Raw genomic sequence first — 13,949 nt, 5'->3', positions numbered from 1 at the left:
GGCCAAGATTTCTTCCGGCGGGCCGACACCGCTACGGCGCGCGCGGTGCGTCATCCGGCCCTCTCGCTCGGTGAGGCGGCCGCTGCCGTGCTCACTTCACGGCGTAGTCGGCCAGCGAACCCTCCAGCAAGCCGAAGACGCGGTGGGCCGAGACGGTCACCGTTTCGGCGATCCGCGCGTTGCTCTGACCGTCGAGGGTCAACGCCAGGATGTGCTGGAACAGGATGCGGTGAGCGCCGCCCAGTTGGGCTGCCGCCGCCCGGGGGGTGATGTCGTCGGGGGCGGCTCCCGTCTCGGCGGCGAAGAGCGTGGCGAGTGCTTCCTCGCGCTGGTCGTGCATGTCGCGCAGGCGGGCGAGCAGCGTGGGACTGTCCGCGATCATGCGGGCGAAGGCCTCTCCGCAGAACCCGATGACGGGGTCGTGCCGTGCGACCCCGTCGAGGAACTCGCGCCGCAGTGCCGTGAGCGCCGACTGTCCCTCCCCCCGGCCTTCGACGGTACGGGCAAGGCCCGCGACGAACTCGTCCTGATGATCGAAGGCCAAGTCCTCCTTGCGGGCGAAGTAGTTGGTGACCGTCTTCTTGGCGACCCGGGCGGCTGCCGCGATCTCAGCGATCGTCGTGGACTCGAAGCCGTTCTCGATGAACAGCCTGGTCGCTTGGTCGGAGATGAGCTGCCGGGTCTCTTGCTTCTTGGACTCGCGAAGCCCCATGGGTTCGATACTCATGGGGCAATCTTATACCCGTCGCAAGTTTATGCTTGACGAACCGAGGAGGTGGGGAATAAGTTTACGTCCGTAGCAAGTTTGGCGGAGTGCCGGCAGCCCGAAAGGCACCCATGACCCCCTCGCTCAAGAGCACCTTCGCAGCGGCCCTCGACCGCAAGAACGCCACGCAGAGCCGCAAGGCCAAGCACCAGGTCCGCGACCTTGCGCCCACCTCCGCCCGCGGAGGCCAGTACCGCCCGACCCACGCACCCCGCAGGCAGGCCTACTGACGCCCGCAACCGCCCCTTCGTCACCCGTACCGCACCCGCCGTTCCCCGGAAGGCTTCACATGACTGTTTTCGACGCCGGCACCGAGTTCGACCGCCAGGTCAAGACACTGGTCGACAGGGGATATCCCGCCCTCGCCGGGATGACCGAGACCGCGTTCCGCGATCTTGTCGGGCCCTTGCGCGAGCCCGTTCTCGCCAGGGCGGCAACACTGCAAGCACCGACCGAAGGCCGGGTTCCGTTCCTGCTGGTGGTCACCAGGGCGCTCGTACCCCTCGAGCAGTCGATCCCGCTGACCACGCTCGCCGGCAAGAGCGGCCCCGGCGTCATCGAGCGCTTCTACGCCCCGGGCGAGCTGGAAAGGTTCGTCTCGCTCAAGGAACTCGCGCTCCCGGAAGGGGAGGTGTACGTCGCCTTCGACATCGACCGGGGCGAGGAGTTCTGCAACGTCGTCCCCCTGGACGCCCTGGCCGCGATCGCGGAGCGAGACCGCACCCCGCTCACCATCGAGGAAGGCGTAGCGTTCATCACCCAATACCCCCGGTCCCTGGCCAAGAACAAGTGCTTCTCCCTCGGCGGCAGCCGCCTCGGAGACCGCCGGGTCCCGGCCTTGTGGATCAGCAAGCACGCCCCGAAGCTGGGGTGGTGCTGGGAGGGCAACCCCCACACCTGGCTGGGCCTCGCCTCGGCCGGCGGCCGCAGCCGCAGCCACTGAGGATCTCGCGTCGAAGCAGCGACACAACCGCTGTGACGCCCTGCCCGTCAGAAGCCCGGCCCCCCAAGCCCCGCGACGGCGGCGGGCTCCAGCCCCCGAGTCCGGTAGCTGTCGGCGTCGAGCGTGATCACCTCCGCGTGATGGGCGAGGCGGTCGACCGCCGCCGAGGCGACCCCGGTATCGCCGAACACCTCCTCCCAGCGGCCGAACGGCCGGTCACTGGTGACGATCAGCGAGGCCCGCTCGTAGCGGTGCGAGACGAGTTGAAAGAGGAGATGGGACGCCTCCCCCTCCAGGGGTACGTAACCGACCTCGTCCACGATCAGCACCGGATAGTCGTCCAACCGCGCCAACTCCTTCGCCAGCCGGCCCGCGGCCTTCGCGTCACCCAGGCGTGCGGCCCACTCGGCCGCCGTGGCGAACAGCACCCGGTGACCGGCCTGGCACGCCCGTACGCCCAACGCGACAGCCAAGTGTGTCTTGCCTGTTCCCGGAGCGCCGAGGAACACCACATTGCCCTTGCGGCCTACGAAGTCGACCTTGCCCAGCCGGGCAAGGGTCTGCGGGTCGGGCGATCGCAGGTGAGCGTCGTCGAACATCTCCAGGACCTTGCGCGCGGGGAACCCGGCCGCCTCGATACGCTCCTGCGCCGCGGAGCCCGGCTCCTCCTCTCCGCTGCCGTCCCGCTGCCGCGGCAGAACCACCGGCGGTGGCCCGTGCGCGGATCCGCCAGTCCTGCTCTCGTGCGAAGCCATGGGGCCGGACATGTACGCGAGGATCGCCGCCGAGGCGATGAACGCCATATGGATCACCGTCCCCCAGAGCAGGTCGTGCTGGGGCGTGTGGTGCACATCCACGAACATCTGGAGCAGGTGCACCGACGAGATCCCGACGATGGCGGTGGCCAACTTCACCTTCAGGACGTTGGAGTTGACGTGCGAGAGCCACTCCGGCTGGTCGCGGTGGCCCTGAAGCCCGATCCGGGAGACGAAGGTCTCGTACCCTCCGACGATCACCATGATCAGCAAGTTGGCGATCATCACGACGTCGACCAGCTTGAGGACGGCGAGCATGACGTGGGTCTCGTCCGCCCGCCCGCTGACGACGTGGTCGATGAGATGCCACAACTCGTTGAAGAACTTGTAGACGTAAACCCCCTGCGCGGCCACCAGGCCGAAGTACAGAGGTGCTTGGAGCCACCGGGTCGCGAACAACGCGCACCCGAGCGTCATCATGGTCGACGGGGACGAGGCGGGACGGGACAACGGCACCTCCAGCAGCGGGAAGAGGTTCATATTCTTGTGGGCCACCACCGAAAATCTGAATTCACACCACCCTTTAGGGTTAATAGAAATCCAGTAGGACAACACCGTGCGGGGAGCCACACCGCTCGGCCGCCAGGCCCCGCACCCGGCGAATCGTTCATCCCCGTACCTCCGCCCCGTTCGGCTTGATCACCCTTCAGGTGGTCGAGGGGGGACACGATGGGCGTTCGGGGGGCCTTGGACCGTTCAAAATCATGTGGAGGTGTGCCGCCCTCGACGGTCATGATGGCGGGCATGAGCAATCGCGCGGTTCCCATAGAGGCCCTGATCGTTGTGGACGTTCAGTCGGCCTTCGTCTCCGGTGACGGGGCAGTACCCGAGGCGGCCCGGCTCGTGGACCGGACGACGGACCTGATCGCACGGGCACGAAGGAGCGGGGCGCTCGTCGTCCACCTTCAGAACGACGGTCCCGTCGGAGCGGACGACGAGCCCCACACGCTGGGCTGGGAACTCCACCACCCTGTCGAGGCCGGCTCCACGGAGTTCGTCATCCGCAAGACCAAGGACGATGGCTTCGAAGGGACTGCTCTGGGGGGCAAGTTGGCCGACCTGGGCGTACAGGCGCTCGCCGTCTGCGGCATGATGTCCGAGATGTGCGTCCAGGCGACGGCCCGCACGGCCCTGGAACAGGGGTATCGGGTTGTCCTGCCGCACGACGCCCACGCGACGTACGACATACCGGCGGCACCTGGAATCAGCGACGGGGTCCCGGCGGCCATGGTCTCTCGGGTCGCCGAATGGGCCCTCGGCAATGAAGTTGAAATCATCGCTCACGCCAAAGACGTCACGTTCACGGCCCTGCCCTCGCGGTCTTGGTGAAGCTCCCGGGTCCTGTCACTCAGTACGGGGCCGGGTCAGGTAATCCGCGATGCGCTCTCCCCACGTGCGGATGTCGGCGCGCGTCCGGGACACGTGCAAGTCACCGTGTGGCAGCGCATCGGCCAGTGCCTCCGCGGTCGACAGCGGGTGGCCCGGGTCGTCCACCCAGGCCAGGATCAAGGCCGGTTGGCGCAGTGCGGAGATTGCCGCGGGGGACGGCAGGTCGGACAGCGCCAGGCCGCGTAGGACGGACGGCAGTACCCGCTCGGCGGGCGTGGGTGGGAACGTGGGAACGTCGGCTACGACCGCGGGGCGTGGCTGCTTCCGCTTGGCGGCGAGCCAGGCGTCCACTCCCTCGCGTTCGATGGTGTCGGCGGACGTCCGGTTGGTCCGCGCATATGCCTTGCGCGTCGTCCAAGCGGTGGGCGGGATGAGCAGGACCAGGCGGGAGAACCGGTCGGGCGCCTGCACAGCGGCGTGCAGCACGCTGCCGCATCCCATCGACGCGCCCATGGCGTCGATGGGCTCCGTGGCGCCCAGGTGGTCGAGCAGGGCCAACAGATCATCTGCGAGCGAGGTGTAGGTGTAGTCGCCGGCCACAGGTTCGCCGGTGGATCGGCCATGTGCCCGGGTGTCATAGCGAACCAGGCGCCGCCCCCGGTCCAGCACCGGCACCCAGTCGAACAGGCCCATTCGGTCCTCAACGGCCTGGCTGGCGAAGCCGCCGTGCGCGTACACGGCGAGAGGACCCTCACCGGCGTCGTCGTAGACCAGCTCGGCCCTGCGATGGCGAAAGCGGCCTTCCATGACCGCGTGCCTGCCCAGTGTCCTCATAGCCGCACGATTCTCCTGCATCGTTGAGCATCCGTACTCAGGACTCCGCAGCCACGGTGCGATGGGGTGGGCTCATGACGACGAACGACGACGTGATCACGAGCGACGCCCCGGCAGCCGTGCCCGCCCCTTCCCACCAGTCCGCGAGCGCCGTCCGCGTCGTGGCGGGCATCGGACTTCTGCTGCTGATGGCCGACCTGGTGGTGTGCATGATGCTCACGCTGATCGACGCCACCCAGGGCAAGGGAATCAGCGGCCCGCTCATCGACGCCGGTTTCGCGGTGCTCTACGCGGCGGCTTTCGCGGGCCTGGCCGCCCTTTTCGTACCGAAGCGCGGACTTGTCATGGCGCAGTACGCTCTGCTCGTCATGGCTCCGCTCCTGGTCCTTCTCGACGGCAATTCCTAGGGCGAGCAGGGCGAGCAGGGTCTGACGCGTCTGCTGGCGCCCTGACGTGAAGTGCTCAGTCAGGGTCCGTCGTGGAGACTTCAGCTGCCACGGCCGGAACCGGTGACCCCTCGGCCGCGGGAAGGGTGACCCGCAGCTTCGACTGGCCGTGCGGGAGTCGCTCCCAGTCGTCCATGAAGCAGGCGACGAGGCCGTGCTTCCCCGCCAGCCGGATCAGCGTCTCCGTACGGTAGTAGAAGTCTTCGCCCAGCACCTGGTGTTCGGCTCCCTCGGTGCGGTCGAAGGTGAAGTCGAAGAAGCCGCCGGGCGCCAGCACCCGTCCGACGTGCGCGAGGCATTCGTCGATGACCTCCGGCGGGGAGTGCGAGAAGACGCTGTGGGCGTGCACCACCGTGAACCAGGCGTCGGGCAGGAAGTCCAGTTTCAGGTCCTCGACGGGGGTGAGATACGGGAGCCTGTCCTGAAGCCCGTACCGGACCAGCGTCTTCTTCGCCTCGATGAGGATGTCGGGCGAGATGTCGATCCCGTAGTAGTGGCCGGGCTCCAGGTGCTCGATGAACCTCCACCCGGCGCGCAGATTGCCGCAGCCGATCTCCAGCATCCGGTCCTGCGGCGTCAGCCCGTGCCGCACCAGGTAGTCGAACTGCATCTGCCCGATGGCGAGCCAGCGATCGTACGAAGGTCCGCCGCCGACCGCCGCCTCCGGGCTGCGCGCCGTGTCGGACGCCATCACCGCCCTGTAGTACGCGACGTGGCTCCCTCGGTGCCGCAGCCGCAGCCAGCGGTCGCGCCCCGCCCGGCGCACGTAGGGCAGCACGCGCCCCGGATGCCGCAGCGCGTATCGCAGCTTGTGGCCGAGTCGTGAACGGTTCGCCGACAGACGCGAAGCGGGTGTCTGCTGCATGACGGCCTCCGTGCCATCGGTGGGCTCTCCCCTTGTCGGATGCTAACCACAGGCGCGCGGACTCGCCCCCTCACTCGTTCGGGACAACCGTTCAGCCGAGTGCCTCCCCCGCCTGGTGGGCCCACCGCGACCACCCGCAGCTTGGAGGGAACAGGCCGGCGAACCGTCACCCGCCGTACCCCCGAGCGAGGCCAGGCCATGCAAGAAACACGCTTCATCGTCGGCACGCCGTACCGTGTGCCGCTCGAGGCGCGCGAGCGCCGCTTCGCTGTCGGGGTGGCCGCGCGGCCCCTGCCCCTGGCGGCGGTCGCCGCCGCCTTCGCCCTCATCCACCTCGCCCTGGTCGCGCCCGGTCTCGGGCTCGGCTGGGACGAGACCGTGTACGTCAGTCAGGTGAGCCCGCAGGCACCGCCGGCCTTCTTCAGCGCGCCCCGGGCCCGTGGCATCACGTACCTCGTCGCTCCCCTCACGGCTCTGACCACCTCGCCCGAGGCCCTGCGCGTGTACTTGGCCGTGCTGGCCGGCTGCGGCCTGTTCCTCGCGCTGTTGGCGTGGCGGCGGCTGCTGCCCACTGCCGTGCTCGCGGTCGCCGGAGGGCTGTTCGCGAGCCTGTGGGTCACGATGTTCTACGCCGGGCAGGTGATGCCGAACCTCTGGGTCGCCTACGGGGCCCTGGCCTCGGTCGGGTGCTTCCTGCGGGCCGCCCGGGACTCCCGGGACCACTGGGCTGTGACCGGTATGGGCGCCGGAGTGGCGTTCGCCGCGCTGATGCGTCCGTCCGACGCGGTGTGGCTGGCGCTGGCACTCGCCGTGGCGGCCCTGGTGATGCCGCGTACGCGCCGCAGGGGGCTACTGGTCGTCGTGGCGGCCTTGGGCGTGGTCCTCGGCTGCGCCGAGTGGGTGATCGAGGCGTACCTACACTACGGCGGTCTCACCGCCCGGCTGCGGCGGGCCAGTGAGATCCAGGGCCACCTGGGCTGGTATTTCGCTGTCGACGACCATGTGCGGGCCCTGGGCGGGCGGGCGCTGTGCCGGCCGTGCGACGTGCCCTGGCGCCACCCCGCCTCCGCCCTCTGGTTCTTCGCCCTGCCGCTGCTCGTGGCGGGCGGAGTGCGGGCCGCCGTCCGAGCCCGCCGCCGCGCCCCGATCGTCCTGGCGACGATGGTGGGCCTGGCGCTGGCGGCGCCGTATCTGTTCACCGTCGGGTACGCGGCGCCGCGTTTCCTGCTGCCGACGTACGCCCTGCTGGCCCTGCCCGTGGCGCAGTGCCTGGTCCAGGTGTGCGGCCCCCGGCCGCGGTGGCGGCGTACCGCGGTCGGGATCGTGTCCGTGGCCCTCGTCGCTCACCTGGCGATCCAGTACGTCCTGGTCGACAGGATGGCGGACCGGGTACGGCGCGACACCGCCGACCTCACCCGGATCGCCGCCGCATTGCGTGCCCAGGGTGTGCGCCCGCCGTGTGTGGTGAGCGGTGACGAGGCCATCCGGGTCGCGTTCCGTACCGGCTGCGCCTCGCGCCAGCCCGGTGGCCACGACGGAAGCATCACGCCGCAGGCCCTCACCGCCATGGCGCTCCAGCAGCCCGTCGCGGTCCTGGTCTCCGAGGGGCGGCGCCCTCCGGCGTACGCCCGCGAGTGGCGTCTCCACCCGCTTCCCGACCTGGGCCGCCGGACCGGCTTCCGGGCCTATCTGGCCGGCGTACGGCCGATGGACGCGCAGCGGTCCCTGCCCGGCGACGGCCGTGGTGACACCAGTGGATGGCCGCGTCCGCGTTGGTGACGGTGCACCGCCCCGCGATGTGTCAGGTCCGCGCAAGGGGGACGGAGCCGGCGCGGAACACATCCAATGACCCCTCCTGGGCGTTGTGCATGAGCAAGCGCATTCTCATGTGACCGCCCCCGAGGGGCGTTTGGAGTACTGATCTTGAAAACCAACCGCGCGGCCGTTCTTCGTGTGGCATCAGTCGCTGTCACCGCAGGGGCCGTCCTGACGGCCGGGCCGTTCTCCGCCCCGGCGCAGGCCGACACGCTCAGGCCGCCCACGATCGCCGCCAGGGGCGGCTTCGTGATGAACAACGGCACGGGGAAGACGCTCTTCGCCAAGGCCGCGGACAAGCGTCTTCCCACCGGCTCCACCGCCAAGATCATGACGGCCCGGGTGGTGCTCGCGCAGAGGAACCTGAATCTGGATTCGAAGGTCACGATCCAGAAGGCGTACAGCGACTACATCGTCGCGAACACCGCGTCGTCGGCCCGTCTGATCGTCGGCGACAAGGTCACCGTCCGCCAGCTCCTGTACGGCCTCATGCTGCCGTCCGGCTGCGACGCGGCGTACGCACTGGCCGACAAGTTCGGCAGCGGTTCCACGCGAGCGAAACGTGTGAAGTCGTTCATCGGCAAGATGAACGCGACCGCCAGGAGCCTCGGTCTGAAGAACACGCACTTCGATTCCTTCGACGGCATCGGAAAGACCTCGAACTACTCGACACCGCGCGACCTGACGAAGCTCGCGAGCAATGCGATGAAGTACCCGATGTTCCGTACGGTCGTGAAGACGAAGTCGACCAAGCAGAAGGTCACGACGAGGAACAACGGTTACCGCTTCATGTCCTGGGCCAACACCAACAACCTGCTCGGCACCTACTCAGGCACGATCGGGGTCAAGACCGGCTCGGGCCCGGAAGCCAGGTACTGCTTGGTCTATGCGGCCACCCGGGGCGGCAGGACAGTCATCGGCACGGTCCTGGCCTCGTCTTCACAGACACATCGCACGAACGATGCGAAGAAGCTGATGAACTACGGCTTCAAGAAGTAGCCCAGCGGCTCGACGGGGGGCGGGTGACGAGCCTGCCCCCACCCACCTGGTCCGCCGGGCCCTGTTACTGTGCCCGAACCCAGTCGAGGAGGAGGCCTTGCGCACACCCGCCGACACCGTGTGGCGGCGTGCCCACACGGTCGAAGTGCGCGGCCTCGGCGCGGACAGTGTCGCGGTTGTCAGCGACGCCGGCGAACTGGCCCAGCTCGCCGGCCTGCTGGAGGTCGACTTCCAAGCCGACGCGTTTGTCTGCATGTGCTGGGGTGACGTGCGATTCCTTGTGAAGGATGTAGCGGGGCAAACCATCGCCGATCTGACACTGCATGCCGAGAGCGGCCTGGACTGGGACGAGTGGGGTGGGCAGTTCCCCCTGCTGCGCGGCAAGGAGCTGACACACTGGCTGACCAAGCGCGGGCTGTGCTCCGGTTGATCAGGTTGCTCCGGGCGTAGTAAATTCCGCCCGGCAGCTCGTGAGGGCCTGCCCCGGACGAGATGTGCGCCGTACCCGGCCTGCAAAGACGACGCTCTGAGGAGACGTCATGAGCGGACATGGGCAGCACATCGACTTCGCCTCCAAGGCGCCCGAACCTCGCGTCCTGGACGTCAACTGGATCCACGGATCGCCGTCGGCGAAGCACGACACCGATCCCGACATCCAGGTCCACGCCTACGATGAACACACCTTCATCCTGCGCCAGAACATGGCGGTCAACTACGAGGCACCGTTCCTCTTCCTGCTCTTCGGCAACACCCGGGCCGTACTCATCGACACCGGAGCCACCGCGTCCGCCGAGTTCTTCCCGCTGCGCCGGGTCGTCGACGACCTGGTCGGGCGCCGGCTGGCCGAGCATCCCCGGGACGGCTGCACGCTGCTCGTCCTGCACACCCACGCTCACGGCGACCACGTCGCCGGCGACTCACAGTTCACCGGCCGCCCCCACACCATGGTCGTGGGGGCGGATCGCGACAGTGCCTGGGAGTACTTCGGATTCTCCGACGACCCCGGCCGGGTGGCCCGGGTCGACCTCGGTGGCCGAGTGCTGGAGTGCCTCGCAACCCCGGCCATCATGAAGCCGCGCTCACGTACTACGACCCGCACACCGGATTCCTGCTCACCGGGGACACGGTGTATCCCGGGCGGCTGTACGTGGAGGACTGGGCCGCCTTCCGCAGTACGATCGACCGCTTGATCGCGTTCGCCGGTACCCGACCGGTCACCCACATTCTCGGCTGCCACATCGAGATGACCGACGTGCCCGGTGTGGACTACCCGATCCGTACCACCTACCAGCCGGACGAGCCGCCGCTGGAGATGACCGTGGGCCAGTTGCGGGACATCAGCAAGGCGATCGACGAGATCGGCGACCGGCCCGGGCGGCATACCTTTCCCAGCTTCGTCATCTGCCGCGAGGACCAGGTGTAGGGCGTAGCCGCTGAACGCCCGGATGAGGGTGGCGGCTGACTGGTTGGGGTACGTAGGACAGCGGGTTGGAGAGCCCGAAGGCCGTGATGGGATGTGTCGCATGAGCCAGCCGTCCCTGCGTGAGCGCATTGAGCAGTACTACGCCGCCGTACCCCTGCTGTTCGCCGAAGCCGAGGAGTTCGACTCCCTGTGCCTTTTCGTACGCAAGGAGACAGGCGCCCCCTTCTACGGCGGTCCGTACCATGCGCGTCCCGCCTCGGCAGGTGCCGTCACTGCCACCGCCGCCGACATCGCCCGAGTGCGCGCCCGGCAGCGTGAGCTCGGTGTGCCGGAGGCCTTCGAGTGGCTCGCCGAGGTGACGCCTTCGCTGCGCGCCCGCATCGAGGCAGCGGGCCTGCCGGTCATGGAACGCCCGCTGATGACCCTCGACCCGCACCGTCCGCTGCCCCCGCAGTCTCTGCCCCCGGGCGTCACGATCCGGGTCCTGGAAGCCGACGACCCGGCCCTGCCCGCCGTACTCGCCATCCCGCAGCTGGCCTTCGCGGCAGAGGGCACAGCGCTGGGGTCGGCGGGCTGCGCGGAGCTGGCAGTGGCGGCGGAAAAGCTCACAGCGGACGGCACGGTGGCGATGACCCGCCCCTTCCTCCGCTCCGGCCACAAAACGCTCGCCGCTGCCTTCGCCCCGGACGGCACTCCGCTTGCCGCCGGTCACTACCACCCGGCGCACGGCATCACCGAGATCGGAGGTATCGGCACCCTCCCCACCGCCCGCCGCCAGGGGCTCGGCGCTGCCGTCATGGCTGCCTTGGCCACCCACGCCCGCGACCACGGCGTCCACACCGTCTTCCTCGCCTACGCGCAGGAGGCTGTCGCCCGTATCTACGCCCGCCTGGGATTCCGCCCGGCCGGCACAACCCTGCTGATCGCCAACCAGCCCGCCCGTGGCCAGTAGGCAGTCGAGGCATCCCGCTCGTGTGGGCCAGGGGTGCGTGACCACATGTGGCCAGGCAGGCACTGCCGGTGCCGGTGCCGGCCGAGGTTTCGGAGGAGGCTGCGTACTCTGGGACCAGGACGTCCCGCACCGTTGGGGGAGGTACGTCATGACCCGCGGTCACCGATTTCACCTCGATCAGGATGGGCACTCCATCAGCGTCCAGGTCGGACGGCCCTCCGACGGCATCGAGGTCCTGGTGGACGGCAAGGTCGTCGCCTACCGGAAGGGCCGGCCCAAAGGCGCCGCGGTCCTGGAGGCGGAGCTGCCCGAGGAGCCGCCCCGGCCCTTCCGCATCCATGTGGACGACATGAGCGGCGAGCCCTTCTGCGTGATGGAGACTTCCGGCTCCCGCTTCCTCATGCCACAGGTGCCCTTGTGGAGCAGCCAGCACGAACCGCCGGCGCACCCCAAGCCGTCGCCCCGTCCCCTGAGGCGCCTGCGGAGGATCCTGCGACGCCTGTGAACCCACACCGGTCCGCGCGGTGGGTGCGGGTGGCCCGGCGCTTGCGAACGCCGCGTCGCCGGACGGCGGGAACCGCCCTCGGCGACGGGGGGACCCAGCTGGCGCTGGCGCAGTACCCGGCGCGGGGGCCCATGCCGAGTCCCTGTCGGCCTGAAGGAGGCCATGCCCTACGGAGTGGGCATGGCGTACAGGACAAGGTTCTTCAGGTAGCGGCCGGCCGTGTGGTCGTACCGTCCGGCACAGGTGATCAGTGCCAGCCTGGGGGGCCCGTCGCGGTTGAACAGATCGGCCGGCAGGGCTTCTTGCCCGTACGTGCGGCGGGCAGTGACGCGGTAGGCACGGGCCCGGCCGTCAGCGCCTGTCAGCACCACGCGCGCGCCGAGTGGGAACTCGTGCAGCAGGGCGAACGTTCCCAGCTCGCCTTCGCGGGTGTCGACGTGCCCCGCGACAAGGACGGTTCCACGGGGAGCCCCGGGAGCCGCGCCCAGCGCCCACCATCCGCCGGTGTCGGGCTCTTCGGGCAGGGCCAGCACCCCATCGGCCGTCGCGGCCACCGGCACGATCCCGGCCTTGAACCGCCCCGGGCCGCGGATGCTCTGGGGTGGTGAGGCCGGCGCACGGCCGCCTGCCGCCGCCGGGGCCTGAACGGCAGGCAGCGTGCCCGCATCCCCCAGGGGGAACTGCGGGCCGCTGACCATCACCCACCCGGCCGCCATGGCGCCGAGGCCGCCCGCCGCCAGTGCGCCGGCGGCGAGCCGGCGTCCCGCCACGGCCTAGCGGCGCTCGGCGGAACGGCGCCGGTTGTGCAGGAACCAGAGCGCCCCGCAGGTGGCGAGAAGCCCACCGCCGGCCAGGCTGGCGACGCCCGCCAGGGCGAGCGAGCTGTCGTCGGCGGCCAGTTGCCCACTGTGGCCGGCCCGGACCTTGCCCGCGTCCTTGCCCGCGTGGCACTCGCCCCCGCGGACCATGTCCAGGTGCATCGCCACCACGGGCCGCGCACTGCGGGCAGCAGCCTTGACCTCGGAGTTCTCGCCCGCTGACAGCTCCTGGTCGATGAGCGCCAAGGTCGCGGTGTGTGCGGCTTCCTGGGACTTCAGCCATGCCGCGTCGTAGGCGGGCGTACCGGCCTTGGCCTGCACAGCGGCCAGCTCCTTTTCCTGCTCGGCGGTCGGAGAGCCAGGGAGCGTTACGTTCAGCTTGCCGGCCAGCAGCTTCACATCCGCGTCCAGCTTGGTGTGGTCACGCACCAGCACCGCGCCGACCTTCTCGACACACTCGGTGGTCGCGTGCTCCTGAGCATCCTCACCTGCGGCTATCTCCGCGAGATTGCCCTGGTGGGCCGCCTTGACGAACATCGTGTCCTGGGCGCTCACCGCAGCGGCGAGCGCGGGGGTCACACATATGCTCGACAGGACCATCACGGCCGTGGCGACAGGCGCCAGTCGTCTGCGCATGGAAACTGCTCCCTTCCCTGCGGCAGGCAGCACGTCACGAGCCGCCGGTCCGCTTCCGTGGAAATGGGCGCTCGATACAGCGCCCGGCAGCATCCCTCCCACCGACACGCCGAACATCCACAGATGCCGCCCGAATATCACGCGCATGGCCGACACGGCGTGGCCATGAGGCGACGTTTCGCGACAGCGCCGCGGTTGACGGTCCCGGTCGGCGCTACTCCCCAGTGGCTCCGTCGATCCGCTCGCGCAGCAGGTCGGCGTGGCCGTTGTGCCGGGCGTACTCCTCGATCATGTGGGTGAGGATGTAGCGCAGCGTGTACGCCTCGTCCCGCCATTCCACCGTGGCGTCGAGGGACTCGGCGGCCTCCACGATCGCGCGGGATCGCGCGCACGCCGCGTGCCAGACCTTGAACGCCTCGTCGGGATCGGCCGAGTCGGTGGCGAATTCGGCGAACGTGCCGTTCACCTTGCCCGGCCAATAGCCCGCGATCTCCTCGCCGTTCCACACGACCTGGAACCACATCCGCTCGACCTCGGCCACGTGCCGGACCAGTCCGAGCAGGGACAGGCCGGACGGCGGTATCACCTTGTCCCTCAACTGACTGGTAGTCAGGCCGGAGCACTTCATGGCCAGAGTCTCGCGCTGATACCGCAGAAAGCCCGTGAGCGAGGCGCGTTCGCCGGCTGTCCGGGAGGGGGCGGTCCGCTGGTGATCATTCATTCGGGCATCATGCCAGTGTGCTGGTACGGCAGTTCTGCCACACCGGGCACTGTGCCGGCAGCCACCCCCGGCAGACGCACTG

General features: G+C 69.3%; 18 protein-coding genes and 1 riboswitch. Of the genes, 11 read left to right on the top strand and 7 right to left on the bottom strand.

Translation table 11 applies throughout. From position 1 onward, the window contains the following. Positions 1–91: 91 nt before the first annotated feature. On the bottom strand, positions 92–727 hold the full coding sequence (locus ABZX79_RS23215) for a TetR/AcrR family transcriptional regulator (RefSeq protein ID WP_355260801.1): 636 nt from the start codon (positions 725–727) through the stop codon (positions 92–94). A gap of 110 nt (positions 728–837) precedes the next feature. Here ABZX79_RS23215 and ABZX79_RS23210 point away from each other — a divergent pair, with 110 nt between their 5' ends. Both ABZX79_RS23210 and ABZX79_RS23205 read left to right on the top strand, forming a co-directional pair. Then, positions 838–996, top strand: coding sequence for a hypothetical protein (locus ABZX79_RS23210; protein WP_355260798.1), 159 nt, complete (start codon positions 838–840; stop codon positions 994–996). Positions 997–1,055: 59 nt separating this feature from the next. After that, the gene (locus ABZX79_RS23205; RefSeq protein ID WP_355260795.1) at positions 1,056–1,709 is read left to right on the top strand and encodes a DUF5701 family protein; all 654 of its coding nucleotides are present in this window, start codon (positions 1,056–1,058) and stop codon (positions 1,707–1,709) included. Positions 1,710–1,756: 47 nt separating this feature from the next. On the opposite strand, the gene istB is transcribed toward ABZX79_RS23205, so the two are convergent. After that, entirely contained in the window at positions 1,757–3,019 is a 1,263-nt protein-coding gene (gene istB, locus ABZX79_RS23200; protein ID WP_355260792.1) for an IS21-like element helper ATPase IstB, read from the bottom strand. Between the two features lie 249 nt (positions 3,020–3,268). Between istB and ABZX79_RS23195 the strand changes: the two genes are divergently transcribed. Then, complete coding sequence (locus tag ABZX79_RS23195) at positions 3,269–3,853, top strand: isochorismatase family protein (protein WP_355260789.1); 585 nt, start codon at positions 3,269–3,271, stop codon at positions 3,851–3,853. Positions 3,854–3,868: 15 nt separating this feature from the next. Here ABZX79_RS23195 and ABZX79_RS23190 read toward each other — a convergent pair whose 3' ends face one another. Continuing rightward, entirely contained in the window at positions 3,869–4,687 is an 819-nt protein-coding gene (locus ABZX79_RS23190) for an alpha/beta fold hydrolase (protein WP_355260786.1), read from the bottom strand. A gap of 74 nt (positions 4,688–4,761) precedes the next feature. On the opposite strand from ABZX79_RS23190, the gene ABZX79_RS23185 reads away from it, so the two are divergent. Beyond that, positions 4,762–5,094, top strand: a complete 333-nt coding sequence (locus tag ABZX79_RS23185; protein WP_355260783.1) for a hypothetical protein — start codon at positions 4,762–4,764, stop codon at positions 5,092–5,094. A 55-nt stretch (positions 5,095–5,149) separates the two neighbouring features. Here ABZX79_RS23185 and ABZX79_RS23180 read toward each other — a convergent pair whose 3' ends face one another. Next, positions 5,150–5,998, bottom strand: coding sequence for a class I SAM-dependent methyltransferase (locus ABZX79_RS23180; RefSeq protein ID WP_355260780.1), 849 nt, complete (start codon positions 5,996–5,998; stop codon positions 5,150–5,152). Between the two features lie 198 nt (positions 5,999–6,196). Here ABZX79_RS23180 and ABZX79_RS23175 point away from each other — a divergent pair, with 198 nt between their 5' ends. From ABZX79_RS23175 to ABZX79_RS23145, 7 genes are all read left to right on the top strand, one after another. Further along, the gene (locus ABZX79_RS23175; RefSeq protein ID WP_355260777.1) at positions 6,197–7,777 is read left to right on the top strand and encodes a hypothetical protein; all 1,581 of its coding nucleotides are present in this window, start codon (positions 6,197–6,199) and stop codon (positions 7,775–7,777) included. Positions 7,778–7,951: 174 nt separating this feature from the next. Next, positions 7,952–8,812 carry a serine hydrolase gene (locus ABZX79_RS23170; RefSeq protein WP_355260774.1) on the top strand — a complete coding sequence of 287 codons (861 nt, stop codon included), beginning with the start codon at positions 7,952–7,954 and terminating at the stop codon, positions 8,810–8,812. 97 nt (positions 8,813–8,909) lie between these two features. Further along, positions 8,910–9,242, top strand: a complete 333-nt coding sequence (locus ABZX79_RS23165) for a hypothetical protein (RefSeq protein WP_355260771.1) — start codon at positions 8,910–8,912, stop codon at positions 9,240–9,242. 30 nt (positions 9,243–9,272) lie between these two features. Continuing rightward, positions 9,273–9,340, top strand: a riboswitch (guanidine-III (ykkC-III) riboswitch). A gap of 11 nt (positions 9,341–9,351) precedes the next feature. Continuing rightward, positions 9,352–10,002 carry an MBL fold metallo-hydrolase gene (locus ABZX79_RS23160; RefSeq protein WP_355260768.1) on the top strand — a complete coding sequence of 217 codons (651 nt, stop codon included), beginning with the start codon at positions 9,352–9,354 and terminating at the stop codon, positions 10,000–10,002. Then, positions 9,999–10,235 (top strand): hypothetical protein, encoded by a 237-nt coding sequence (locus ABZX79_RS23155; RefSeq protein ID WP_355260765.1) that lies wholly within the window; start codon positions 9,999–10,001, stop codon positions 10,233–10,235. Before ABZX79_RS23160 ends, ABZX79_RS23155 begins: the two co-directional genes overlap by 4 nt. Positions 10,236–10,335: 100 nt before the next feature. Then, the gene (locus ABZX79_RS23150; protein ID WP_355260762.1) at positions 10,336–11,187 is read left to right on the top strand and encodes a GNAT family N-acetyltransferase; all 852 of its coding nucleotides are present in this window, start codon (positions 10,336–10,338) and stop codon (positions 11,185–11,187) included. 148 nt (positions 11,188–11,335) lie between these two features. After that, positions 11,336–11,692, top strand: coding sequence for a hypothetical protein (locus tag ABZX79_RS23145; protein WP_355260759.1), 357 nt, complete (start codon positions 11,336–11,338; stop codon positions 11,690–11,692). Between the two features lie 167 nt (positions 11,693–11,859). Here ABZX79_RS23145 and ABZX79_RS23140 read toward each other — a convergent pair whose 3' ends face one another. The 3 genes from ABZX79_RS23140 to ABZX79_RS23130 all read right to left on the bottom strand — a co-directional run bounded on the left by ABZX79_RS23140 (position 11,860) and on the right by ABZX79_RS23130 (position 13,867). Next, the gene (locus ABZX79_RS23140; RefSeq protein ID WP_355260756.1) at positions 11,860–12,462 is read right to left on the bottom strand and encodes a class F sortase; all 603 of its coding nucleotides are present in this window, start codon (positions 12,460–12,462) and stop codon (positions 11,860–11,862) included. A 3-nt stretch (positions 12,463–12,465) separates the two neighbouring features. Beyond that, complete coding sequence (locus tag ABZX79_RS23135) at positions 12,466–13,146, bottom strand: DUF4142 domain-containing protein (protein ID WP_355260753.1); 681 nt, start codon at positions 13,144–13,146, stop codon at positions 12,466–12,468. A 214-nt stretch (positions 13,147–13,360) separates the two neighbouring features. Continuing rightward, positions 13,361–13,867 (bottom strand): DinB family protein, encoded by a 507-nt coding sequence (locus ABZX79_RS23130; RefSeq protein WP_355260750.1) that lies wholly within the window; start codon positions 13,865–13,867, stop codon positions 13,361–13,363. Positions 13,868–13,949 lie beyond the last annotated feature (82 nt).

It is taken from the genome of Streptomyces sp. NPDC002994 (assembly GCF_040611155.1).
In the GTDB taxonomy this organism is placed as follows: Bacteria; Actinomycetota; Actinomycetes; order Streptomycetales; family Streptomycetaceae; genus Streptomyces.
This window is presented reverse-complemented; position numbering and strand designations above follow the sequence as displayed.